At 70.1% G+C, this 22852-nt stretch carries 22 protein-coding genes; 5 read left to right on the plus strand and 17 right to left on the minus strand.

What is annotated here, in order from left to right:
- Positions 1 to 256 precede the first annotated feature (256 nt).
- Positions 257 to 1603, minus strand: a complete 1347-nt coding sequence (gene rlmD / locus JR065_RS10775; protein ID WP_206234150.1) for a 23S rRNA (uracil(1939)-C(5))-methyltransferase RlmD — start codon at positions 1601 to 1603, stop codon at positions 257 to 259.
- 145 nt (positions 1604 to 1748) lie between these two features.
- On the opposite strand from rlmD, the gene JR065_RS10780 reads away from it, so the two are divergent.
- On the plus strand, positions 1749 to 2465 hold the full coding sequence (locus JR065_RS10780; protein ID WP_206234273.1) for a response regulator: 717 nt from the start codon (positions 1749 to 1751) through the stop codon (positions 2463 to 2465).
- A 216-nt stretch (positions 2466 to 2681) separates the two neighbouring features.
- On the opposite strand, the gene recO is transcribed toward JR065_RS10780, so the two are convergent.
- The 9 genes from recO to rpoE form a co-directional block, all read right to left on the minus strand.
- Positions 2682 to 3476, minus strand: coding sequence for a DNA repair protein RecO (recO, locus tag JR065_RS10785; RefSeq protein WP_241093546.1), 795 nt, complete (start codon positions 3474 to 3476; stop codon positions 2682 to 2684).
- A gap of 232 nt (positions 3477 to 3708) precedes the next feature.
- Positions 3709 to 4611, minus strand: coding sequence for a GTPase Era (gene era / locus JR065_RS10790; RefSeq protein ID WP_206234151.1), 903 nt, complete (start codon positions 4609 to 4611; stop codon positions 3709 to 3711).
- Positions 4608 to 5288: a ribonuclease III gene (gene rnc / locus JR065_RS10795; RefSeq protein ID WP_206234153.1), complete on the minus strand. Its 681-nt coding sequence runs from the start codon at positions 5286 to 5288 to the stop codon at positions 4608 to 4610. Before rnc ends, era begins: the two co-directional genes overlap by 4 nt.
- Positions 5278 to 5655, minus strand: coding sequence for a DUF4845 domain-containing protein (locus JR065_RS10800; RefSeq protein WP_206234154.1), 378 nt, complete (start codon positions 5653 to 5655; stop codon positions 5278 to 5280). The genes rnc and JR065_RS10800 overlap by 11 nt, the downstream gene beginning before the upstream one ends.
- 25 nt (positions 5656 to 5680) lie before the next feature.
- Positions 5681 to 6475 carry a signal peptidase I gene (gene lepB / locus JR065_RS10805; RefSeq protein WP_206234155.1) on the minus strand — a complete coding sequence of 265 codons (795 nt, stop codon included), beginning with the start codon at positions 6473 to 6475 and terminating at the stop codon, positions 5681 to 5683.
- Between the two features lie 112 nt (positions 6476 to 6587).
- Positions 6588 to 8378, minus strand: coding sequence for a translation elongation factor 4 (gene lepA / locus JR065_RS10810; protein WP_206234275.1), 1791 nt, complete (start codon positions 8376 to 8378; stop codon positions 6588 to 6590).
- Positions 8379 to 8571: 193 nt separating this feature from the next.
- Positions 8572 to 10101, minus strand: a complete 1530-nt coding sequence (locus JR065_RS10815) for a DegQ family serine endoprotease (protein ID WP_206234156.1) — start codon at positions 10099 to 10101, stop codon at positions 8572 to 8574.
- 103 nt (positions 10102 to 10204) lie between these two features.
- Positions 10205 to 11095 carry an RseA family anti-sigma factor gene (locus JR065_RS10820; RefSeq protein ID WP_206234157.1) on the minus strand — a complete coding sequence of 297 codons (891 nt, stop codon included), beginning with the start codon at positions 11093 to 11095 and terminating at the stop codon, positions 10205 to 10207.
- Between the two features lie 32 nt (positions 11096 to 11127).
- On the minus strand, positions 11128 to 11748 hold the full coding sequence (gene rpoE, locus JR065_RS10825; protein WP_206234158.1) for an RNA polymerase sigma factor RpoE: 621 nt from the start codon (positions 11746 to 11748) through the stop codon (positions 11128 to 11130).
- A 237-nt stretch (positions 11749 to 11985) separates the two neighbouring features.
- On the opposite strand from rpoE, the gene JR065_RS10830 reads away from it, so the two are divergent.
- Positions 11986 to 14049, plus strand: coding sequence for a 3-hydroxyacyl-CoA dehydrogenase NAD-binding domain-containing protein (locus JR065_RS10830; protein WP_206234159.1), 2064 nt, complete (start codon positions 11986 to 11988; stop codon positions 14047 to 14049).
- A gap of 133 nt (positions 14050 to 14182) precedes the next feature.
- Here the strand turns inward: JR065_RS10830 and JR065_RS10835 are convergent, their stop codons facing one another.
- The 7 genes from JR065_RS10835 to JR065_RS10865 all read right to left on the minus strand — a co-directional run bounded on the left by JR065_RS10835 (position 14183) and on the right by JR065_RS10865 (position 19753).
- Positions 14183 to 15193 (minus strand): cation diffusion facilitator family transporter, encoded by a 1011-nt coding sequence (locus tag JR065_RS10835; RefSeq protein WP_206234161.1) that lies wholly within the window; start codon positions 15191 to 15193, stop codon positions 14183 to 14185.
- A 146-nt stretch (positions 15194 to 15339) separates the two neighbouring features.
- Positions 15340 to 16521 carry a zinc-dependent alcohol dehydrogenase gene (locus JR065_RS10840; RefSeq protein WP_206234162.1) on the minus strand — a complete coding sequence of 394 codons (1182 nt, stop codon included), beginning with the start codon at positions 16519 to 16521 and terminating at the stop codon, positions 15340 to 15342.
- 9 nt (positions 16522 to 16530) lie between these two features.
- A complete protein-coding gene (locus JR065_RS10845) occupies positions 16531 to 17049 on the minus strand; it encodes a hypothetical protein (RefSeq protein WP_206234163.1) in 519 nt (172 codons plus the stop codon).
- 64 nt (positions 17050 to 17113) lie between these two features.
- A complete protein-coding gene (locus JR065_RS10850) occupies positions 17114 to 17701 on the minus strand; it encodes a DUF4142 domain-containing protein (protein WP_206234164.1) in 588 nt (195 codons plus the stop codon).
- 92 nt (positions 17702 to 17793) lie between these two features.
- A complete protein-coding gene (locus JR065_RS10855) occupies positions 17794 to 17979 on the minus strand; it encodes a DUF3606 domain-containing protein (protein ID WP_206234165.1) in 186 nt (61 codons plus the stop codon).
- Between the two features lie 95 nt (positions 17980 to 18074).
- Positions 18075 to 19376, minus strand: coding sequence for a cytochrome P450 (locus JR065_RS10860; protein WP_206234166.1), 1302 nt, complete (start codon positions 19374 to 19376; stop codon positions 18075 to 18077).
- 146 nt (positions 19377 to 19522) lie between these two features.
- A complete protein-coding gene (locus tag JR065_RS10865) occupies positions 19523 to 19753 on the minus strand; it encodes a hypothetical protein (protein ID WP_206234167.1) in 231 nt (76 codons plus the stop codon).
- Between the two features lie 189 nt (positions 19754 to 19942).
- Here JR065_RS10865 and JR065_RS10870 point away from each other — a divergent pair, with 189 nt between their 5' ends.
- The 3 genes from JR065_RS10870 to JR065_RS10880 all read left to right on the plus strand — a co-directional run bounded on the left by JR065_RS10870 (position 19943) and on the right by JR065_RS10880 (position 22755).
- On the plus strand, positions 19943 to 21328 hold the full coding sequence (locus JR065_RS10870; RefSeq protein WP_206234169.1) for an SDR family oxidoreductase: 1386 nt from the start codon (positions 19943 to 19945) through the stop codon (positions 21326 to 21328).
- Complete coding sequence (locus JR065_RS10875) at positions 21309 to 21782, plus strand: DUF2269 family protein (protein WP_206234170.1); 474 nt, start codon at positions 21309 to 21311, stop codon at positions 21780 to 21782. The genes JR065_RS10870 and JR065_RS10875 overlap by 20 nt, the downstream gene beginning before the upstream one ends.
- Positions 21783 to 21873: 91 nt before the next feature.
- Positions 21874 to 22755 (plus strand): SDR family oxidoreductase, encoded by an 882-nt coding sequence (locus JR065_RS10880; protein WP_206234171.1) that lies wholly within the window; start codon positions 21874 to 21876, stop codon positions 22753 to 22755.
- The last annotated feature ends 97 nt before the right edge of the window (positions 22756 to 22852 follow it).

Consider the following 22852-nt stretch of genomic DNA (forward strand, 5'->3'; position numbering starts at 1 on the left):
GACTAGGGACCGGGGACCGCAAGATGGTGTCCGAGCGAAAATCGCTGTCAAGCGGCTTGATGAAAAAAGTGCCGATTTTTTTTGGAGAAAGCGGCCTTTTTCTGCAGTTACAGCCAATCCGCCTTTCTGTAGGAGGGGCTTCAGCCCCGACGCTTTACCGGTAAGGCGTCGGGGCTGAAGCCCCTCCTACAGAAAGCAGCAATGCAGGCACTCGCGACCATCCCCCGGGTCCCCGGTCCCCGGTCCCTAGTCCCGGCTACCGCTCAAACACCGCAATACTCTCCACATGCGCGGTATGCGGGAACATGTCCATCGCCCCGGCCGCCTTGAGTTCGAAGCCCTGCTCGTTGACCAGGTAACCGGCGTCGCGGGCCAGCGAGCCGGGGTGGCAGCTGACGTAGACGATGCGCTGGAACTGCTTCAGCGGCAGCTGCTGCAGCACCTCCAGCGCGCCGGAGCGCGGCGGGTCGAGCAGCAGCTTGTCGAAGCCCTGGCGCATCCACGGCGCCTGGCGCTGGTCCTGGGTCAGGTCGGCGGCGAAGAACTGCGCGTTGCCCAGTGCGTTGCGTTCGGCGTTTTCGCGCGCGCGCGCGACCAGCCCGGCGTCGCCTTCCACGCCCACCGCCTCGCGCACCGTGCGCGCCAGCGGCAGGGTGAAATTGCCCAGGCCGCAGAACAGGTCGAGCACGCGGTCCTGCGGCCCGGCGCCGAGCAGCGCCAGCGCGTGCGCGATCATCTTCTGGTTCAGCGACGCGTTGACCTGGATGAAGTCCAGCGGGCGGAACGCCAGTTCCACGTCCCACTGCGGCAGTCGGAACGACAGCGGCACCTGCTGCGGATACAGCGGATGCACGCTGTCCACGCCGCCGGGCTGCAGGAAGATGGCGAAATCGTGCGCCTGCGCGAAGGCGACCAGCGCGGCCTGGTCGGCCTGGCTCAGCGGCTGCATGTGGCGGATGGTCAGCGCCACCCCGCTGTGCCCGGGGGCCGGATCGCCGGCGATGAACTCGATCTGCGGGATGTCGCGCTTGCCGTCCAGACCTTCGACCAGTTCGGCCAGCGCGGCCACCTTGAAGCCGATCTGCGGGATCACCGTGTGGCACACGCCCAGGTCGGCGACGAACCGCGGGTCGAGCTCGCGGAAACCGACCAGGGTCTTGTCCTTCTTCTCCACCCGGCGCACCGAGAAGCGGCCCTTGCGGCGGTAGCCCCACGGCTCGCCCGACAGCGCCGGCAGCACCGCCTGCGGCGTCACGTGGCCGATCCGCTGCAGGTTGTCCAGCAGCACCCGCTGCTTGGCCACGATCTGCTGGTCCTCGGCCAGGTGCTGCAGCACGCAGCCGGCGCACACGCCGAAGTGCGGGCAGCGCGGCGCCACCCGCTGCGGCGAGGCCTGCAGCACCTCCAGGGTGCGCGCTTCGTCGAAGTGGCGGTTGCGCGCGGTGGGCTCGGCCAGCACCACCTCGCCGGGCAAAGCGCCGGCGACGAAGGTGACCTTGCCGCCCTCGCCCTCGCGGCGGGCGACGCCGCGGCCGTCATGGCTCAGGTCGACGATGGCGGTCTGGAACGGGGTGCGGTCTAGGCGGACTCTGGATCGGGCCACGTGGCGGCAGGCTGCGGGCAAAAAGGGCGCGTATTGTCGCAGATGCGCCCCCGCCGCCGGCATGCTTGCCGTGGGCGCGGCGCCCGGGCAAAGTGGTGCGACGCATCGTCGCAGCCGCTAAGATGCGCCAGGTTGGCAAGGAGGCATACGGATGGCATCGACCCAGGAACCCCTACCGCGACTGTTGCTGGTCGAAGACGACCCGATCAGCCGCTCGTTTTTCCAGGCCACGCTGGAAATCCTGCCCGCGCAGGTGGACTTGGCCGACAGCATGGCGATGGCGCTGGCGAACGCGCAGGCGCGCGAGCACGACCTGTGGCTGATCGACGCCAACCTGCCCGACGGCAGCGGCGCGGAACTGTTGCGGCGGCTGCAGGAGCGGCGTCCGGGCACCCTGGCACTGGCGCATACCGCCGACGGCAGCGCCGCCACCCAGGAACGGCTTCACGCCGCCGGCTTCGTCGAAGTGCTGCTCAAGCCGCTGTCGCCGGAGCGCCTGCTGCAGGCGGTGCGGCGGATCCTGGCGCGCGGCCGCGCCGGCGCGGCGGTGAGCGGCGCCGAGGCGGCGGTGGACTGGGACGAGACCTCGGCGCTGGCCGCGCTCAATGGCGAGCGTTCGCACCTGATCGCGCTGCGCGAGCTGTTCCTGGCCGAACTGCCCGGCACGCGCGACGCGGTCGCCTCGGCGCTGCAGCTGAGCGACGAACAGGCCGTGCGCAGCCACCTGCACCGGCTGCAGGCCAGCTGCGGCTTCGTCGGCGCCGCCCGGCTCGCGCGCGCGGTGCGCCAGCTGCAGGGCGACCCGGCCTCGTCGCAGGCGCGCAACCAGTTCACGGAGGCGGTGGCGGCGTTGTTGCATTGAAGTGTCGGGACCCGGGACCGGGGACCGGGGACCGGGGACCCGGAACAGCCTGGCGCCTCTTTGCCGTGCACCATCCAACTTCCACAACCGCGCGGCACCGTTGCGTTGAATCAGGAGGGCTGGAGACCGGGAACATCCGGGAGTGTCTTTGCCATGTGCCATCCAGCACCAGGAGCCCGCCCGTATCCGCGAGCCGCCATCCTGGATTCCATCCGCTCAGTCCCGCGTGTCGCCGTCCACGGACTCCGCCGTTCCCGGTCCCTGGTCCCCGGTCCCTGGTCCCGGCTGCCGACCCGCCCTGCCCAGGTCCTCCAGCATCTCCCACGACTTCAGCCCGCGGCTGCCCAGGTGGTGCGACAGCACTTCGCGCAGGCTGCGGCGCAGCCCGGGCAGGTCCTCGGCCACCGGCATCGTGTCCTCGGCCAGCGCCAGCAGTGCGCGGCCGGTGGCCATGCCGCGCCGCTCGTCGTGGCCGCGGTCGCTGAGCAGGCGGCGCGGGCCGTGCTCGGCGTCGAGCAGGTAGCGCGCCGCCGGGTCGATCGGCTCGCCGTCGCCGTCGTGGCGCAGGTCGAAGCCCACGCCCAGGGCGTCGAGCAGGTCGCGCTCGAAGCAGCGCAGCGACCACGCCAGCGGCGCGCCGGCGCTCATCCGCGCGCGCACCCGCGCGTAGGCGGTGAACAGGTCCGGCAACGGATCGTCGCGCGGCGCCAGGCGCAGGGTCAGCTCGTTGACGTAGAAGCCGGCCAGCATGGCGTCGCCGCTGAGCCGCGGCGCGGTGTCCATCGCCTCGGCCGCGCGCAGCTGCGCCAGTTCGCCGCGCCGCACCGCGCTGAAGCGGATCGACTGCAGCGGCTGCAGCGCCGCCCGCAGCAGCTGCTTCTTCGGCCCCTGTACGCCACGCGCCAGCAGCCCCAGCCTGCCGTACTGCGCGCTCAGCACCTCCACCAGCAGGCTGGTCTCGCGCCATGGGCGGGCATGCAGGACGAAGGCTGGTTCGTGTTCGATCAGCATGCGTGGAGGAGCCGGGACCGGGGACCGGGGACCGGGGACCGGGGAAAAGCCAGGGCACCGGCCGCGCGGGCCGATTGCTGAAGATTCATGCGACAGCGCTCCAGACATCCACGGGCAGCGATGCGGCACGAGGGTGGATCAAAAAAAGCGCCCGCATCGCAACCTCATGCTTCCTCAGCCGCCAGCGGAACGCTTTTACCGGGTCCCCGGTCCCTGGTCCCCGGTCCCGCCATCACTCTCCGTAACCAAACGCCTTCAACGCCGCCTCGTCGTCCGACCAGCCCTCGCGCACGCGGACCCAGGTCTCCAAGAACACCTTGGCGCCGAACAGGCGCTCCATCTGCTGCCGCGCCTTGGCGCCGATTTCCTTCAGCCGGGTGCCGCCCTTGCCGATCACGATCGCCTTCTGGCCCTCGCGCTCGACCCAGATCACCGCGCCGATGCGCAGCAAGGCGCCGTCCTCGGCGAAGCGCTCGATCTCCACCGTGGTCGCGTACGGCAGTTCCTCGCCGAGCTGGCGCATCAGCTGCTCGCGCACCAGCTCGCCGGCCAGGAAACGCTGGCTGCGGTCGGTGATCTCGTCCTCGCCGTACATCGCCGGCGCCTCCGGCACCAGCCCGAGCAGATCGCGCACCAGCGCTTCCAGGCCCTTGCGCTTGAGCGCGGAGATCGGGTGCACCGCGGCGAACGCGCGGCCGTCGCTGATCTGCTGCAGGAACGGCAGCAGCGCGGTCTTGTCCTTGAGCCGGTCGACCTTGTTGACCACCAGCACCACCGGGATGCCTGAATCGCTGAGCACGTTGAACGCCAGCGTGTCCTCGTCGTCCCAGCGCCCGGCCTCGATCACCAGCAGGCCGGCGTCCACGCCTTCCAGCGAGCCGCGCGCGGCGCGGTTCATCACCCGGTTCATCGCCCGCTTCTGCTCGCGGTGCAGCCCCGGCGTGTCGACCAGCACCAGCTGCCCTTCCGGGAAGCTGGCGATGCCCAGCAGCCGGTGCCGGGTGGTCTGCGGCCGGTTGGAGACGATGCTGACCTTGGCGCCCACCAGGGCGTTGGTCAGGGTGGACTTGCCCACGTTGGGGCGGCCGATCACGGCCACGCTGCCGCTGCGGTAGGGGGTCGCTTCGTCGTTCACTTGCTCGAATCCAGTTGCTCGATGGCGGCGGCGGCGGCCTGTTGTTCGGCCAGCCTCCGCGAGGTGCCCTCGCCCTCGGTGACGAGGGCAGGCTCGGCGAGTACGCAGCGTACCCGGAATAGCTTGGCGTGTTCGTCGCCGGTTTCGCTGATCAGCTCGTACGCCGGCAGGGTCCGCTGCCGGGCCTGCAGCCATTCCTGCAGGCGGGTCTTGGCGTCCTTCTCCGGCTTGCCGACCGGCAGTGCGGCCAACGCCGTCTCGAACCAGGGCAGGATCGCCACACGGCAGGCCTCGAAGCCGGCGTCCAGGTAGATCGCGGCGACCACCGCCTCCACCGCGTCGGCCAGGATCGAATCGCGGCGATGCCCGCCGGACTTCATCTCTCCGGGCCCCAGCGTCAGCCGTTCGCCCAGTTCCAGCTGGCGGCCGATCGCCGCCAGCGACGCCTCGCGCACCAGTTCGGCGCGCGCGCGGGTCAACGCGCCTTCGTCGGCCTTGGGCCAGCGCAGGTACAACGCCTCGGCGATCAGCAGATTGACGATGCCGTCGCCGAGGAATTCCAGCCGTTCGTTGTGCGGCGCACCGGCGCTGCGATGGGTCAGCGCCTGCGCGAGCAGCTGCGGCTCGGCGAAGCGGTGACCGATCCGGTCACCGCGAAGGAACACATTATTCGCCACCGCGCTTCGTCAGTTCCTGGGTGATGTCGAACTTGCCGACCACGTCCAGGTTTCCGACCAGGGGCTTGCGCACCTCGTAGGCCACGTGCATCTTCCAGCCGGTATCCATGCGGTCGAACTTGACGTCGTCGGCCTTCACATTGTCCGAGTTGTTGACGTCCAGACGCCGGAACAGCAAGGTCTTGGCCTGCGACGGGTCCATGTCGGCGCTGCCCGGCTCGGCCGCCAGCCCCTTCATCGCCGAACGCACGGCGTAATACTCCATGTACATCGGAAACAGCTTCATGCCGATGTAGGCGAAGAAGCCCACCACCGCCAACACGATCACGAACGACGTCAACGTCATACCGCTTTGCTTGTGCTTCATTGCGTTTCCCCTTACGCCCCAAGAATCACTGGATGCCGGTGCCGATCCGCGTCGGCTCGAAGCTGCCCTTGCAGAACCATCCCTCGCAGTTGAGCCAGATCAGGAAGGCCTTGCCGCGCAGGTTCTCCTCGGGCAGGAAATGGGTCTGGGTCCAGAACCGGCTGTCCTCGCTATTATCCCGATTGTCGCCCATCACGAAATACTTGCCGGGCGGCACCACCCAGTCGCCCTGCCCTTCCGAGCGGCTGTGCTCCAGCCACTCCAGGACCGTGTGCGGGCGCCCGGGCAGCTGCTCGACCAGCAGGGTCGGCGACGGGAAGCCGGGATCCTTGCCGATATAGTCGCCCTTGACCTGGTACTGCATCGGCGCGCCGTTGATGTACAGCGTGTCGCCATGGAAACCGATGCGGTCGCCGGGCAGGCCGATCACGCGCTTGATCCAGTTCTGGTCCGGCGCGTGCGGCGGCTTGAACACCACCACGTCGCCGCGCTTGGGCTCGCTGGTGGGGATGATCTTCTGGTTGGTGATCGGCAGGCGGAAGCCGTAGGCGAACTTGTTGACCAGGATGAAATCGCCGACCAGCAGGTTCGGCATCATCGAACTGGACGGGATCTTGTACGGCTCGGCGACGAAGCTGCGCAGGATCAGCACCACCGCCAGCACCGGAAAGAACGCGCGCGAGTAGTCGACGATCGCCGGCTCGCTGTCCAGCAGGCCGGCGCGCGCGGCGCGGCGCTTGGCGAAGAACAGCTTGTCCAGCAGCCAGATGATGCCGGTGGCGAAGGTCAGGACCACCAGCACGATTTCAAACCATTTCATTCTTGTTCCTTCGGAACGGGATTTGGGATTGGGGATGGGGAGATTCGGCGAAGCGGGAAATAGGACAGGCTTGCGCTCTTGCCAATTCCCAATCGCGAATCCCCAATCCCGGCTACTTATCCATCTGCAACACGGCCAGGAAGGCCTCCTGCGGAATCTCCACGCGGCCGACCTGCTTCATGCGCTTCTTGCCCTCTTTCTGCTTCTCGAGGAGCTTCTTCTTGCGACTGACGTCGCCACCATAGCACTTGGCCAGCACGTTCTTGCGCATCGCCTTGACCGTGCTGCGCGAGATGATCTGCGAGCCGACCGCGGCCTGGATCGCCACGTCGAACATCTGCCGCGGGATCAGGTCCTTCATCTTCTCGCACAGTTCGCGGCCGCGCCGGTCGGCATGGCTGCGGTGCACGATGATCGACAGCGCATCGACCTTGTCGCCGTTGATCAGCGTGTCCACCCGCACGAACGGGCCGGCCTCGAAGCGCAGGAAGTGGTAGTCCAGCGAGGCGTAGCCGCGCGACACCGACTTGAGCTTGTCGAAGAAGTCCAGCACCACCTCGGCCATCGGCAGCTCGTAGCTGATCTGCACCTGGCTGCCCAGGTAGTTGATGCCGATCTGGCTGCCGCGCTTTTCCTCGCACAGGGTGATGATGTTGCCGACGTAGTCCGGCGGGGTGAGGATGTTGGCGCGGATGATCGGCTCGCGGATCTCTTCGACGTTGTTGAGCGGCGGCAGCTTGGACGGATTGTCCATCGGGATCACGCTGCCGTCGGTCTTGAGCACCTCGTAGACCACGGTCGGCGCGGTCGAGATCAGGTTGAGGTTGTACTCGCGCTCCAGCCGCTCCTGCACGATCTCCATGTGCAGCATGCCCAAGAAGCCGCAGCGGAAGCCGAAGCCCATCGCCTCGGAACTTTCCGGCTCGAAGCGCAGCGCCGCGTCGTTGAGGCGCAGCTTGTCCAGCGCCTCGCGCAGGTCCGGGTAGTCCTCGGCATCGACCGGGAACAGGCCGGCGAACACGCGCGGCTGCATTTCCTGGAAGCCGGGCAGCGCGTGCGGCGCCGGGTCGGCGGCCAGGGTCAAGGTGTCGCCGACCGGCGCGCCGTGCACGTCCTTGATCGAGGCGTTGATCCAGCCCACTTCGCCGGCGCCCAACGCGGGCAGCTCCTTGCGCTTGGGCGTGAACACGCCGACCTTGTCGACCAGGTGGGTGCGGCCGGTGGACATCACCAGGATCTTGCTGCCCGGCTTGATCTCGCCCTGCATCACCCGCACCAGCGAGACCACGCCCAGGTAGTTGTCGAACCACGAGTCGATGATCAGCGCCTGCAGCTTGTCGGTGTCGCGCGGCTTGGGCGGCGGGATGCGGTGCACGATCGCCTCCAGCACCAGGTCCACGTTGAGCCCGGTCTTGGCGCTGACCGCGACCGCGTCCTCGGCGTCGATGCCGATCACCGCCTCGATCTCGGCCTTGGCGCGGGCGATGTCGGCGGTGGGCAGGTCGATCTTGTTGAGCACCGGCACCACTTCCAGGCCCTGCTCCACCGCGGTGTAGCAGTTGGCCACCGACTGCGCTTCCACGCCCTGCGCGGCATCCACCACCAGCAGCGCGCCCTCGCAGGCGGCCAGCGAGCGGCTGACCTCGTAGCTGAAGTCGACGTGGCCGGGGGTGTCGATGAAGTTCAGCTGGTAGACCTGCCCATCCTTGGCCGTGTACGGCAAGGACACCGACTGCGCCTTGATGGTGATGCCGCGCTCGCGCTCGATCGGGTTGGAGTCGAGCACCTGCGCTTCCATCTCGCGCGCCTGCAGGCCGCCACAGAGCTGGATGATGCGATCGGCCAGGGTCGACTTGCCGTGGTCGACGTGGGCGATGATGGAGAAATTGCGGATGTTCCGCATCGAATCAGAGGACATGAGGTGGGCGGCGGCCAGGACCGTCGTCAGGATAACGGGCCATTATCGCATGGCCGGGGCTACCCGTGACGGTCGGCGGACCCGCCCGCCCGCGGACCGCCGGAGCGGCCGGCCATCCCCTCGCCGGCCTGGGCGAGGAGCAGCCTGGCCGCCGACCGGCGGCCGCGGCGGCCGGGGCTCAGCCGCCCGCGCGGACCGCGACGAAGCTGGTGGCATCGCGGTAGCGGATCAGCAACATCACCACGTCGCCCTTCTTGTAGCCGCTCAACTGCTGATTCAGCGCGGCGACGCTGCCGACCGCGGTGCGGCCGACCTGCAGGATCACCATGCCCGGCGTCAGCTGCGCCTCGCGCGCCGAGCGGCCGGTGACGGCGGTGATGCGCACGCCCTTGCCCGGCTCGATGCCCAGCTGCTGGCGGCTGGCCGCGTCCAGGTCCGCCACCTGGATGCCGAGCAGCGCGTTGGCGCTGGCGGCCGGCGCCGCGTCCTCGCTGCCGCCCGCCGCGGGGCCGGCCGACGCCTGCGCGTCCTCGGTCAGCGCGGTCAGCTGCACGGTGATCTCGCGCGGCTTGCCATCGCGCATCACGCTCAGCCGCACCTTCGTGCCCGGCGGCATCGCGCCGATCATCGGCGGCAGGTCGCTGGAGGCGCCGATCTCGGTGCCGTTGACGGCGCGGATCACGTCGCCCACCTCCAGGCCGGCCTTGGCGGCCGGGCTTCCCGGCACCAGCTGGTTGACCAGCGCGCCGCGCGTATCCGGCAGCCCCAGGCCTTGCGCCTTCAGCGAATCGATGGTGCCGACCAGCACGCCCAGCTGGCCGCGGGTGACCTTGCCGGTCTTCTTGATCTGCTCCACCGCGCTCATCGCCAGGTCGATCGGGATCGCGAAGCTGATGCCCATGTAGCCGCCGGACGCGGAGAAGATCTGCGAGTTGATGCCGACCACCTCGCCGCGGGTGTTGAGCAGCGGCCCGCCGGAATTGCCCTGGTTGATCGCCACGTCGGTTTGGATGAACGGCACGTAGCGCTGGTCGGCGTAGGGGTTGCTGCGGCCGGTGGCGCTGACGATGCCGGCGGTGACCGAGTGGTCCAGCCCGAACGGCGAGCCGATCGCCACCACCCACTGGCCGGGCTTGAGGCCGTTGGAGTCGCCCACGCGCACGCTCGGCAGGTTCTTCGCGTCGACCTTGAGCAGCGCCACGTCGTACTGCGCGTCGCTGCCGACCACCTTGGCGGTGAACTCGCGGCGGTCGGTGAGCTTGATCTTGACCTCGCTGGCGCCGTCGACCACGTGGTGGTTGGTCAGCACGTAGCCGTCCGGGGAGATGATGAAACCCGAACCCATCGAGCGTCCGCCGGGCATGCCGTCGTCGTCGGGCGACGGCTGGCCGGGCATGCCGGGCATGCCGTCGGGGCCGAAGAAGCGGCGGAAGAACTCCGGGATCTGCGCATCGTCGGGCATGCCGCTGGCGCGCGTGGCGGCCTTACGGCTGAGGGTGGTCTCGACGTTGACTACGCCGGGCCCGACCTGCTCGACCAGGTTGGTGAAGTCGGGCAGGCCGGCGACCAGCTGCGGCGCCGGGGCGGCGCGCGCGGCCGGCGCCGGCGCGGCCGCGCCAGTGGCCGTTTCCGGCTGCTGGGCGCAGGCGGCCAGCGGCAGCGTCAGGGCCAGCAAGCCCAGCAGTGGGTGGCGAATACGGTGAGTCATCGGACGCAAGCCTCCGGTTCGGGAAGAAAGGTGGAAAAGGCCGGACGACGCGGCGAACGCCGCGTCGTGGCGGCGCGGTGCTGCCGCCGCGCCGCGCGCAGGATCAAGGCTGCGGCAGCGGCGGCAGATCCGACGCCGCCTCGGCCGGCAGCTGCGGCTCGAACGGATAGAACGGCGTCGGCGAACGCTGTGTCGGGAAGCTGGCGGTGAACTCGCCGCCGGATCCGGCGGCCGGCGCCAGCGTCGAGCGCGGCCAGGGCCGGGTCGGCAACGGCGCGGCCTGGTGCGCGAACGGATCGCCGCCCTGCTGCGCCACCGCCACCGGCGCGATCGGCGTCAACGGCGCCGCGCGCGGCGCCGAGGCCAGCGCACGCACCGGCTCCTGCGCGCGTGCGCCGCTGCGCGCGGCCTGCTGGGTGCGGGTGGCGCCACGGCGCACGGCCGCGTCCTGGCGCCGGTTGGCGGCGATCGCCACCGCCGGCGCGGCGGCCACGACGGTGGCCAGATCGCCCTGGGGATCGGCGGGCGCAGGGGCCGGCGCGGCGGGCGAGGCCGCTGGCGGCGTGGCCGCGGCCGGGCCCGGGCTGGAGGCGGCGACCAGCGGGGCCGGGTCGGCGCTCGGCGCAGGCCGCTCGGGCAGGCGCTCGCGCGCCATGAACAAGGCCACGGCGGCGACCGACGCGGCCAACGCCGCCCCGCCACCCCAGCGCCACGTGCGCCGTCCTGCGGCGTCGCGCGCGTCCGCGGTTCGTCCCAGCGGGGTCTCGGCGGCCAATGCGCGGCGCACGCGGTCGCTGAAATCGGCCGGCGCCGGCGCGCAAACGCGGCCGCGCAGGATGTCGCCGCACATCTGCCAGCGTTCGTGGCAGCCGGACAGCTCCTCGTCGTGCTGCAGCCGGCGCAGCACGAAACGCGCTTCGTCGGCCGGCAACTCGCCGTCGATCAGCGCCGACAGCTGCTGCCGGTAGTGCAGTTCGAACTTGTCGGGGGCCATGGCGTCGGATTCGGGATGGGGTTTGCTGTCGCTCATACGCGGTGTCGCTCACGGGTGGCGCTGTCGGTATCCAGCAGGGGACGGAGTTCTGCGTCGATGGCTTCGCGCGCCCGGTAGATGCGCGAACGCACCGTGCCGATCGGGCAGTCCATCTTATGCGCGATGTCCTCGTAGCTCAGACCGTCCACCTCGCGCAGGGTGATGGCGGTTCGTAGTTCCTCCGGCAGCGCGTTGACCGCCTTCATCACCGTCTGCTCCAGCTCCTGTCGCATCAGTTCGCGCTCGGGGGTGTCGGTGTCGCGCAGCCGCGTGCCGCTGTCGAACTGCTCGGCATCGAGCACGTCGATGTCGTCGCTGGGCGGCCTGCGGTTGTGCGCAACCAGATAGTTCTTGGCGGTGTTCACGGCGATACGGTGCAACCAGGTATAGAACTGGGCGTCGCCGCGGAAGTTCCCCATCGCGCGGTAGGCGCGGATGAAGGTGTCCTGGGCCACGTCCTGACATTCGCTCCAGTCGGCGATGTAGCGCCCGATCAACGCGACGATCCGGTGCTGGTACTTGCGCACCAGGACATCGAACGCCGCGCTTTCGCCGCGCTGCACGCGCCGGACCAGTTCCAGGTCCAGCTCCTGAGGTGTTTCGACATCGGCCATAACGGGCCGCACTCCTGTCAGCCCAACCTACGTCGGACCCTGTGACCGCCATTTCGAAAAAAAGTTCAGCGGCCTTGCGGACCACCGCCCCACGACGTTAACCGCGGTTCCGTTAGGCTGGCGGCATGCCAGCGGCGGCGGGACCGGGGTCACTTCCCCTGCATTGGGATTTGACGCAACGGAAACAACCTCTGGATGATAACGATCTTCTCCATACACACGCGGATGGTTCTCCCCATGCTTTCAGGCTTCGATGGGCTCCGATTCAGTCACTGGCAGGCGGACATCCGCGACGACGGCGTCGTCGTGCTCAGCCTCGACCGCCAGGGCGCGCCCGTCAATGCGCTGTCGCAGGACGTGCTGCTGGAACTGGGCGACCTGATCGAACGCATCGCCATCGATCCGCCCAAGGGCGTGGTGATCCGTTCGGCCAAGCCGGCCGGCTTCATCGCCGGCGCGGACCTGAAGGAATTCCAGGAGTTCGACCGCCGCGGCACGGTCAACGACGCCATCCGCCGCGGCCAGGCCACGTTCCAGAAACTGGCCGAACTGCCCTGCCCCACGGTGGCGGCGATCCACGGCCATTGCATGGGCGGCGGCACCGAGATCTCGCTGGCCTGCCGCTACCGCGTCGCGTCCAACGACGCCTCCACCCGCATCGGCCTGCCGGAAACCAAGCTCGGCATCTTCCCCGGCTGGGGCGGCAGCGCGCGCCTGCCGCGACTGATCGGCGCGCCGGCGGCGATGGACCTGATGCTGACCGGGCGCACCGTGTCGGCCTCCGCCGCGCGCGCGATGGGCCTGGTCGACAAGGTCGTGGCGCCGGCGGTGCTGGTCGACGCGGCGGTCGCGCTGGCGCTGGCCGGAACCACGCGCCCGTTCAAGCAGCGCCTGCTCGGCTGGGCGACCAACACCTGGCCGGCGCGGCAGATCCTGGCGCCGCAGATGAGCAAGCAGGTCGCGCGCAAGGCGCGCAAGGAGCACTACCCGGCCCCGTACGCGCTGATCGGCGCCTGGCAGCGCAGCGGCGGCGGCGGCATCCAGGCGCGGCTGGACGCCGAGCGCAAGGCGGTGGTCAAGCTCGCCGGCACGCCCACCGCGCGCAACCTGATCCGCATCTTCTTCCTCACCGAGCGGCTCAAGGCGCTGGGCGGCAAGGAGCATGGCATCGGCCATGTGCACGTGGTCGGCGCCGGGGTGATGGGCGGCGACATCGCCGCATGGTCGGCCTACAAGGGCTTCGAGGTGACGCTGCAGGACCGCGAGCAGCGCTTCGTCGACGCCGCGCTGGCCCGCGCCGGCGAACTGTTCGCCAAGCGGGTCAAGGACGACAGCAAGCGCCCGGCGGTGGCCGCGCGGCTGAAGGGCGACCTGGCCGGCGACGGCGTGGCGGCGGCCGACCTGGTGATCGAGGCGATCATCGAGAACCCGCAGGCCAAGCGCGAGCTGTACCAGGCGCTGGAGCCGCGGATGAAGCCCGACGCGCTGCTCGGTACCAACACTTCGTCGATCCCGCTGGGCGAGTTGCGCGAACACATCCAGCGCCCGGCGCAGTTCGCCGGCCTGCACTACTTCAATCCGGTGGCGCAGATGCCGCTGGTGGAGATCGTCTGCCACGACGGGCTGGCGCCGGAGAACCAGAAGCGGCTGGCCGCGTTCTGCAAGGCGATCGACAAGCTGCCGGTGCCGGTCGCCGGCACCCCGGGCTTCCTGGTCAACCGGGTGCTGTTCCCGTACCTGCTGGAAGCGGCGACCGCCTATGCCGAGGGCATTCCGGGCCCGGCGATCGACAAGGCCGCGGTGAAGTTCGGCATGCCGATGGGCCCGATCGAGCTAATCGACACCGTGGGCCTGGACGTGGCGGCGGGCGTGGGCGAAGAGTTGGCGCCGTTCCTGGGGCTGCCGATTCCCGCCGCGCTGACGACGGTCGAGCCGGGCAAGCGCGGCAAGAAGGACGGCCAGGGCCTGTACAAGTGGGAGAGCGGGCGCGCGGTGAAGGCGGAGGTGGCCAAGGACTACCAGGCCCCGGCCGACCTGGAAGACCGGCTGGTGCTGCCGCTGCTCAACGAGGCGGTGGCGTGCCTGCACGACGGCGTGGTCGCCGATGCGGACCTGCTCGATGCGGGCGTGATCTTCGGCACCGGCTTCGCCCCGTTCCGCGGCGGCCCGATCCAGTACATCCGCGCCACCGGCGCCGATGCGCTGCTGGAACGGCTGCGGTCGCTGCACGCGCGCTACGGCGAGCGCTTCGCGCCGCGGCCGGGCTGGGACGCGCCGGCGCTGCGCGAACCGGCGGCCTGACCCCGGTTCACGTCCGGACATTTCGCTCTCTGCGCCACCTGTAGGAGCGGCTTCAGCCGCGACAGGCGTTGTCGATAGAGCCCGTCGCGGCTGAAGCCGCTCCTACAGGAGGCGGGAGACGCCAGACACGGTGTCAGGAATGCGAATGCCCATGCGCGCCATGCGCATGGCCATGCCGATGTCCATGGGGCTCGTGCCCATCGTGATCGTGATCCGCAGGACCGTCGTGCGCATCCGGCGCGGCAGCTGCCGGCGTGCCGCACGGGGCCGCGCCGCAGTGCCCGGTTTCCATCTGCAAGGTGACGTGGTCGATGTCGAACCGCGCGTGCAGGCCCTCGCGCAGCGACACCCGCAGCGCGTCGCCGTCGGCCGCGTCGGCCAGCACCACATGCGCGGTCAATGCCGGGGTGCTCGAGGCCAGCGCCCACACGTGCAGGTCGTGCACCCCCTGCACGCCTGGCGCGGCCAGCAGGTAGGCGCGCACCGCGGCGAGGTCCACGCCCTTGGGCACGCCTTCCAGCAGCACGTTGACCGCCTCGCGCAGCAGCAGCCAGGTGCGCGGCAGCACCCACAGGCCGATCAGCACCGCTAGGATCGGGTCGATCACCTTCCAGCCGGTGAGGCGGATCGCCAGCGCGCCGAGGATCACCGCCACCGAGCCGAGCATGTCGCTCCACACTTCCAGGTACGCGCCCTTCATGTTGAGGCTCTCGCCGCTGCCGGCCTTGAGCAGGCGCATCGAGATCAGGTTGACGACCAGGCCGAACGCGGCGATCCCCAGCATGCCGGCCGTGGCCACGTCCTGCGGCTGGCGGAAGCGCTGCACCGCTTCCCACAGGATGTAGCCGGCGACGGCGAACAGCAGGCCGCCGTTGACCAGCGCGCCCAGCGCTTCCAGTCGCGCGTAGCCGTAGGTGCGCTTGGCATCGGGCGGGCGCCGGCTCAGGCGCACCGCCACCAGCGCGATCATCAGCGCCAGGGTGTCGGTGGCCATGTGCGCCGCGTCGGACAACAGCGCCAGGCTGTTGGTGACGAACGCGCCGACGATCTCCGCCAGCAGGAATGCGGCGGTCAGGCCCAGCGCCCACCACAGCGGCTTTTCGTGGCGGATCTCGGTGGGGGCGTGGCTGTGGTCGTGTCCCATGGCGTTCGGCTCGGTTGCGAGCGTCGAGCCTACGCCGGCGCCGGGGACGGAGACTATTACAGGCCGGCGGCGTCGGGCGCGGCGGCCCGCCGCCCTGCCGCGCCCAACGCAGCCCCCCGCCGCGCGCACCCGCACCGGCGCTGCGCTCAGCCGGCCATCCCGGGCACGAACGCGGCGCGCACGCAACCGTCGGTCTTGTGCTTGAACATGTCGTAGCCGCGCACGGCCTGCTCCAGCGGCATCTTGTGGGTCATCAGGAAGCTGGACTTCAACGCGCCGCTGCGCGCGAGCTGCAGCAGCTTGGGCAGGTAGCGCTGGCCATGCTGCTGCGCGGTGCGCACCGTCAGCCCCTTGTTCATGATCGGCCCCAGCGGGAACTTGTCCATCACCCCGTACACGCCGAGGATCGACAGCACGCCGCCCTTGCGGCACGCCAGGATCGCTTCGCGCAGCGCCTGGCCGCGGTCGGTGTGCAGATGCAGTGCCTGCTTGACCCGGTCGTAGGCATAGCCCAGGCCGGTGCCGTGCGCTTCCATCCCGACCGCGTCGATGCACGCGTCCGGGCCGCGGCCGCCGGTCATCTCGCGCAGCATCTCCACCACGCTGTCCGCTGCCGAATAATCGATCACCTCCGCGCCGACGATGTCGCGGGCCATCGCCAGGCGTTCGGGAATGCGGTCGATGCCGATCACCCGCGCCGCGCCCAGCAGCCTGGCGCTCTGCAACGCCATCAGGCCGACCCCGCCGCAGCCCCACACCGCGATCGTGTCGCCGGGCTGGATAGTGCAGAAATCCGCGCCCATGAACCCGGTGGGGCCGGCGTCGGACAGGAACAGGGCGTCCTCGTCGGCGACTTCCTCGGGAATGGCGAAGCACCCCACGTCGGCGTGCGGCACGCGGATGTAGTCCGCGTGCGAGCCGGCGTAGCCGCCGAAGGCGTGCGTATAGCCGTAGATGCCGGCGGTGGGATAGCCGAGCAGGGGTTCCTGCATCTCCCAGTGCGGATTGGTGTTGTCGCACAGCGAATACTCTTCGCGGCCGCAATGCCAGCAGTTGCCGCAGGAAATGAACGACGGCACCACCACCCGCTGGCCGACCCGCACATGCTTCACCTGCGGACCCGCTTCCACCACCTCGCCCATGAACTCGTGGCCGATCACGTCGCCTTCGCGCATGCTCGGCAGGTAGCCGTCGATGAAGTGCAGGTCCGAACCGCAGGTGGTACTCAGTCCGACCTTGAGGATCACGTCGCGCGGATTGACGATCGTCGGATCGGGCACGGTCTCCACGCGCAGGTCGTTGACGCCGTTCCAGCATAGTGCGCGCATGGCGCCTCCTTAAGCGTTCTGGTCGCGGGTCTGGCGACCCGACGGGTTGCGGTGCAGGGAGGGCACCTCGCCTGCTTCGAGCCACGCCTTCAGCCGCCGCAACGCCTTGCCGGCCAGCATGTCCGGCGCCGGGCCGGCGAGCTTGGCGATGGCCTGCGCCAGCACGCCGCCATCGATGCGATGATCGATCACCAGCGTCGCTTCGCAGCCGTAGGTACCCGGCGCCGGCGCCACCTGCAGCAGGCTCTCCACCTGCAGTCCATGTTCGCCGCGCCCGGCGTAGCGCACCGACTGGCCCAGCCGCGCCTCCACCCGCGAGTGGGTGAACTCGGCGCGCTGGTCCAGCGGCAGGTGCAGCCGCCATACCGCGTGGCAACCGTCGCCGGTCAATAGTTCCGCGGCGCCATCGAGGATCTGCCGCTGCACGTTGACATCGCACCACGCGTCCAGGATCTGTTCCGGCTCGGCAGCGATGGTCAGCGTGCGCACGATCCGGGTGCCGTTTTCCGACGGGGAACTCTCGTTCATAAGCGCCTCGACTGGGCTGGGAAACGCGCCGCCGCACAGACGGCGGCGCACCGACTACCGGCGCTCACCGCGCTGCGGCGCCGCTGTTGGCCGAGGTCGAGGTCTGCAGCTTCTTGGCTTGGGCGAGGTGGTCCGCCACGTGCTGCCGCGTCGTCTTCAGGTGCTGGACGACCTGCGGCGTCTTCGCTTCGGGGATCAGCTGCTTGTCCAGCGCTTCCAGGGCCTGGGTGTGGTCGTTGACCATCGCGGTCACGTACGCCGCTTCCAGTTCCTTGCCGCTGAGCGGCTGCAGCTTCTTCAGTTCGGCTTCGCCCTTCTTGGTCTGCAAGGTGGCCCGCGCCGCGGACCGGTCCGGGGCGAACGGCGCGATCTTGGCGTTGTTGTCGCTGTGCTCCTTGATCATGCGCTGCGCGTATTCGCGCACCGGCCCTTGCACGCCTTTCTGCAGCACCAGGTTGGCGGCATTGATCTCGGAGGTGTTGATCGCGCCGAGCAGGCCGAGCGCCTCCTTTTCCTGTTCAGTGGCGGCCGCGGCCGGCGCACCGGCCGCGGCGGCGTCGCCATGCGCATGGGTCTGCTGCGCCTGCGCCTGCATCGCGGTTGCGCCCAGCGCGAACGCGGTAGCCAGTGCCAGCATCGAAAAAGTACGCATTGCCCGTTCTCCTGTCTGTGGAACCGCGATGCTGTGCGGAAGCCCGTGAATCGGCAGTGGCGCCCACGTGTACGAGGCGCGAAGCGCGTGGCTCAATGCGGTGGGCGATACTCGCGCAGCTTGGTGGTGGCGGTACCGACCTCGGTCACCGCCGCGCGCAGGTTGTCCTCGGACATGCCCAGCTCGCGCGCCCACCAGCGCAGTTCCCATTCCTCGTTGATGTTCACGTTGGCCAGGTCGCTGGGGACGCGGTCGTCGGTGTTTTCGGGCTTGCTCATGGCGGTGGTTCTCCAGTTGCGGCGTGCGGTCGGTGGCACGCGTCCAGCATGACCAGGCCACGTGTGTTTGGAGCGAACGTTGCGTCAAGGCGACGTCAGCGCGATGGACAGCCGCTGCCCTCGGCTTGCGCAGCCGGCCGCACCTGCTCGATGACGAAGCCGCTGCGCGGCAGGCTGGGAAACCGGTCGAGCGGGTAGCGCAGGTCCTGCGCGGGCACCCGGTAGTCCCAGCGAACGGCCAGTTCGTCGATCGCCGCCAGCAACAACGCGATGCTCGGGTCCTCGCCGGGGCAGCGGTGGTCCCGGTCCACGTCGCCACCGCCCTGGGGCACGAAGTTGCAAGCGCCGCCATCCCAGTCGCGGAAGCGGTCCGGGTCGAAACGCTCGGGATGCCGCCAGACCCGCGGATCGTGGTTGGTGCCGTACAGATCCACCATCATCCACTCGCCGCGGCGGAACTGCCGCCCCCGCCATTGGAACGGCACGCGCACCCGCCCGCCGACCATCGGGAAGAACGGGTAGTAGCGGCGCACCTCCTGCACCAGGTTCAACGGCAGGCCGGGCTCGCCGGCGCGCAGGCGTCGCCGCAGTTCCGGGTGCTCGTGCAGGGCCAGCGCCGAGAACGTGATCCAGCGCGCCACGGCGACCGTCGGGCGCAGCAGGTTGATCAGCTCCACCGCCGCCACGCGCTCGCCGAGTGGCTTGCCGTCGGGACCGCGGTAATGGGCGATGGCCTGCGCCGGCGTCGCGGTCGACGGCGGCGCCCGACGCAGATCGCCGATCACCGAGCGGATCCAGCGCTCGTTGCGGCGGCGCAGCCGCCAGCCGCGCAACCAGCGCATCGCCGCGCTGCCGGCACCGTCGATCATGGCGGCGAACTCGCGCGCGCGCTGCGCACTGTGCGCGTCCGCCAGCGGCACGCCAGCCCATCGGCATACCGCCCGGCACAGCACCAGTTCGGCTTCGCGCTGCAGCACCAGCGGCGTTGCCGACCGCGTCCATCGCTGCGCCTGCACCTGCCACTCCTGGCGGAAGATCGCGACCAGCCTGGCCGTCGCCTCTGGCGTGAGCACGCCGCGGAACAGCTGCTTGCGGTGCAGATGCGCGTCGCCATCGAGCCGCTGCACGCTGCCGAAGCCCTGCAGCAGCGCCACCGTGGTCGGCGGCAACGCGCCGCGGCGGGTGAAGCGGCCCGGATGGTAGAACGCGGCGACCGCATCGGCGCCGCGCGCGAAGATGGCCTTGCGCAGCAGCACGCGCGCCTGGAACACGTCGCTACCGAGCCGTTCGCACTGCCGCGAGACGAAGGCGTAGCCATCGCGCAGCATCGCCGCGCTCACATCGAACTGCTCGGCGCGCGGCAAGGCGTCGCGCTGGGGAGACGAGGATAGAAGCATGTCGGGCCTCCTGGCTGTGTGGATGGGCCGCCGCGCGCAGCGACATCGCAGCGACACGCGCGGCATCGTCCCGTACCCACGGAGACTGCCGGCGGCGCCGCCATGCGCATGTGAACCGGCACGCTCATGCGCCCGTCGCCGCAGCTTCACCCGCTCTTTCGAGACCCGGTGCCAGCCTCGTCGTGACGCGGCAGGCGTTGCCGGACACGCGCGGCGAGATGCCGATGCAGGCGCGGTACGCACAGGCCGGCGGCGAAGGCCGCGTAGGCCAGCGGCAGATGGCGCAGGCGCATGCGGCTGTCGAATCCCGGCGACAACCGGCGCGGCACCACGTGGTAGTCCACCACGTACGCCACCACGGCGGTGGTCAATGCCAACGCTGCGCTGCGCGAGGGCCGGTGCAGCGCCGCGCGTTCGAAGAATCCGGCCCAGAACAGGGAGCTCGCATGGTGGATGAGGTACCCGACAGCGGTATGCCTGAGGTTCGGGAGCCGCTTGCGTCGCGCCGGCGCGCCCCACAGCCACTGGCTGGTGGCGTTGGTGCCGCTGCTGGCCGAGCCGGTGTGATGGTGGCTGAGCCAGGAGACGACGGCGCTGGACAGCAGACTGGCGCACGCCCCGGAGACGGCGGCGCGGCGCCATACGGCAGCTTGGCGCGCCGGCGGCACGTGCTGGTGGTCGGCGCGAACGGGCTGATCGGGGCGGCGCTGGTGGACAGGTTGCGCGATGCGGGCCATGAGGTCGTCCTCGGCGTGCGGCGGGCGGAAGCGGCGACGCGGCGCTGGCCGGGGTTGCCGGCGGTATCCATGGACCTGGCGCAACCGCGTCCCGACGACTGGCGCCGAAGCCTGCAGGGCGTCGACGCCGTGATCAATGCCGTCGGCATCTTTCAGGAGCAAGGTAAGCAGAATTTCGATGCGATCCACGTGAAAGGCGCGATCGCGCTGTTCGATGCCGCCGTGGACGCCGGCGTGGCCCAGATCGTGCAGATCTCCGCGCTGGGCGCCGATGCGCGCGCCGATACCGGCTACCAGGCGTCCAAGGGCCTGGCCGACGCGCGGCTGGCGGCGCTGCCGTTGCGCGCCACCTCGGTGCGGCCGTCGCTGGTGTTCGCCGCGCAGGGGCGCAGCACGCAGTGGTTCCTGCAGCTGGCGGCGGCGCCGCTGACGCCGTTGCCCGCTGGCGGCGTGCAGCCGGTGCAACCGGTGCATCTGCGCGACCTGTGCGATGCGGTGGCGGCGCTGCTGGACGACGCGGCGCCGCCGCCGGTACTGGAAGTGGTCGGTCCGGCGCCGATGCCGCTGGCCGACTACCTGCGCACGCTGGGCAGCAGCATGGGCAACCGGGTAAGGGTGGCGCCGGTGCCGGTGGGCGCGGCGATGCTGTTCGCGCGCATCGCCGCGCGCTGGCCGGGCAGCCTGGTGACGCCGGACGCGCTGCGCCTGCTGCAGCGTGGCAACGTCGGCGATGCCGGCGCGCTGGCGTCGCTGCTCGATCGTGCGCCGCGACCGGCCACTAGCTTCATCGATCCATCGCAGGCGCAGGCGCTGCGCCAGCAGGCGCAACTGCGATCGCTGCTGCCGCTGCTGCGCATCTCCCTGGCGGCGATGTGGCTGGTGACCGCTTGGGTATCGGCGTTCGTGTATCCGCTCCAGGCCAGCCTGGACCTGCTGCAGCGCGCGCACGTGCCCGCCGCATGGGCACCGCCGATGCTGTACGCGGCCGCATTGGCCAATGCGCTGCTCGGCCTGGCGATGCTGCCGGCGCGGTGGCGGCGCCAGGTCTATGCGCTGCAATTTGCGCTGATCGTGTTCTACACCGCGGTGATCAGCCTGTTCCTGCCCGAGTTCTGGGCCCACCCGTACGGCCCGGTGCTGAAGAACCTGCCCTTGCTGGCGCTGATCGGCGCGCTGTACCAACTGGATACGCCCCATGGACCTGATCGTCGTTAAGTACCTGCACATCCTGTCGTCCACGTTCCTGTTCGGCACCGGCGTGGGCACGGCGTTCTACCTGTTCTTCATCAGCCGCAGCCGCGACGCGCGCGTGGTCGCGGCCGTCGCCCGCTACGTGGTGATCGCCGACTGGATCTTCACCGCGACCACGATCGTGTTCCAGCCGGCATCGGGGCTTTATCTGGCGCATCGCATGGGCGTGCCGCTGGGAACGCCGTGGCTGTACTGGTCGATCGTGCTGTTCCTGATCGCGGCGCTGTGCTGGCTGCCGGTGGTGTGGCTGCAGATGCGCCTGCGCGACGTGGCCGCCGAGGCCGCGCGCCTGGGCCAGCCGTTGCCGCCGCGCTACGACGGCTACCTGGGCTGCTGGGCGGCGCTGGGCGTGCCGGCGCTGTTTTCGTTCCTGATCATCTTCTACCTGATGACCGCAAAGCCGGCGTTCGCAGGGTAACCGGCCGTTCACCGCACCTGGATACCGGCTTCACCGCGGTCACACGCGCGCGGCCCTAGCGTCGGGCGACCGAACCTCCGAGGAGTGCGCCATGGCTCAGCAACATCGCCCTCTCGATCAGCAGGTCATCGTCGTCACCGGCGCGTCCAGCGGCATCGGCCTGTGCACCGCGTTGCTCGCCGCCGAGCGCGGCGCCAAGCTGGTGCTGGTCGCGCGCAGCGAGCAGACGCTCGCCGAAGCGGTGCAGACGATCCGCGAGTCCGGCGGCGACGCCATCGCGGTGGCCGCCGACGTGGCCGACCGCGCGCAGCTGGAGGCCGCCGCGGCCGAGGCGACCGACCGCTACGGCCGCATCGACACCTGGATCAACAACGCCGGCGTGGCGATCTACGGCAAGCTGGCGCAGGTCGACGAAGGCGACAGCCGGCGCCTGTTCGACGTCAACTTCTGGGGCGTGGTGAACGGATCGCTGATCGCGCTGCCGCACTTGATCGCCTCCGAAGGCGTGCTGATCAACCTGGGCAGCGAGGCCTCCGACGCGGTGGTGCCGCTGCAGGGCATGTACTCGGCGTCCAAGCACGCAGTCAAGGGCTTCACCGACGCGCTGCGCGTGGAACTGGAACACGTGGACAAGCGCCCGGTCTCGGTGGTGCTGATCCAGCCCACCGCGGTGGATACCCCGTATCCGGAACATGCGCGCAACTACATGCCGCAGGAGCCCAAGCTACCCGGCCCGATGATCGCACCGATGCGCGTGGCCGAAGCGATCCTGGATGCCGCCGAACGCGGTGGGCGCGACATCAAGGTCGGGCTGATGGCCAAGGCCAACACGGCGGTGACGCACATGCTGCCGCGGCTGGCCGATCGCATGTCGGCCATGCGCGGCGGCCAGCAACAGAGGCCGGAACCGGCACGGCACCCGGAGGGCACGCTGTACCGCGCCGGCGAAAGCGGACGCATCCACGGCCGCTAGGCGCCGGGGCCGAGCCCGCGGGTGCGGGACCGCGGCGCCATCGCCAACGCCGCAGGCGCCATGGGTTCACCGGCCCGGTCGCAGCCGCTGCGCGAGC

The sequence above is a fragment of the Xanthomonas sp. genome (assembly GCF_017163755.1).
Lineage (GTDB): Bacteria > Pseudomonadota > Gammaproteobacteria > Xanthomonadales > Xanthomonadaceae > Xanthomonas_A.

What these genes read in the sequence shown, in the direction of transcription:
- recO (WP_241093546.1), bottom strand. Translation starts at nt 3,476, where the DNA reads ATGCTGATCGAACACGAACCAGCCTTCGTCCTGCATGCCCGCCCATGG.
- JR065_RS10800 (WP_206234154.1), bottom strand. Translation starts at nt 5,655, where the DNA reads ATGAAGCACAAGCAAAGCGGTATGACGTTGACGTCGTTCGTGATCGTG.
- lepB (WP_206234155.1), bottom strand. Translation starts at nt 6,475, where the DNA reads ATGAAATGGTTTGAAATCGTGCTGGTGGTCCTGACCTTCGCCACCGGC.
- lepA (WP_206234275.1), bottom strand. Translation starts at nt 8,378, where the DNA reads ATGCGGAACATCCGCAATTTCTCCATCATCGCCCACGTCGACCACGGC.
- JR065_RS10815 (WP_206234156.1), bottom strand. Translation starts at nt 10,101, where the DNA reads ATGACTCACCGTATTCGCCACCCACTGCTGGGCTTGCTGGCCCTGACG.
- JR065_RS10820 (WP_206234157.1), bottom strand. Translation starts at nt 11,095, where the DNA reads ATGGCCCCCGACAAGTTCGAACTGCACTACCGGCAGCAGCTGTCGGCG.
- rpoE (WP_206234158.1), bottom strand. Translation starts at nt 11,748, where the DNA reads ATGGCCGATGTCGAAACACCTCAGGAGCTGGACCTGGAACTGGTCCGG.
- JR065_RS10830 (WP_206234159.1), top strand. Translation starts at nt 11,986, where the DNA reads ATGCTTTCAGGCTTCGATGGGCTCCGATTCAGTCACTGGCAGGCGGAC.
- JR065_RS10835 (WP_206234161.1), bottom strand. Translation starts at nt 15,193, where the DNA reads ATGGGACACGACCACAGCCACGCCCCCACCGAGATCCGCCACGAAAAG.
- JR065_RS10840 (WP_206234162.1), bottom strand. Translation starts at nt 16,521, where the DNA reads ATGCGCGCACTATGCTGGAACGGCGTCAACGACCTGCGCGTGGAGACC.
- JR065_RS10845 (WP_206234163.1), bottom strand. Translation starts at nt 17,049, where the DNA reads ATGAACGAGAGTTCCCCGTCGGAAAACGGCACCCGGATCGTGCGCACG.
- JR065_RS10850 (WP_206234164.1), bottom strand. Translation starts at nt 17,701, where the DNA reads ATGCGTACTTTTTCGATGCTGGCACTGGCTACCGCGTTCGCGCTGGGC.
- JR065_RS10855 (WP_206234165.1), bottom strand. Translation starts at nt 17,979, where the DNA reads ATGAGCAAGCCCGAAAACACCGACGACCGCGTCCCCAGCGACCTGGCC.
- JR065_RS10860 (WP_206234166.1), bottom strand. Translation starts at nt 19,376, where the DNA reads ATGCTTCTATCCTCGTCTCCCCAGCGCGACGCCTTGCCGCGCGCCGAG.
- JR065_RS10870 (WP_206234169.1), top strand. Translation starts at nt 19,943, where the DNA reads ATGGTGGCTGAGCCAGGAGACGACGGCGCTGGACAGCAGACTGGCGCA.
- JR065_RS10875 (WP_206234170.1), top strand. Translation starts at nt 21,309, where the DNA reads ATGGACCTGATCGTCGTTAAGTACCTGCACATCCTGTCGTCCACGTTC.
- JR065_RS10880 (WP_206234171.1), top strand. Translation starts at nt 21,874, where the DNA reads ATGGCTCAGCAACATCGCCCTCTCGATCAGCAGGTCATCGTCGTCACC.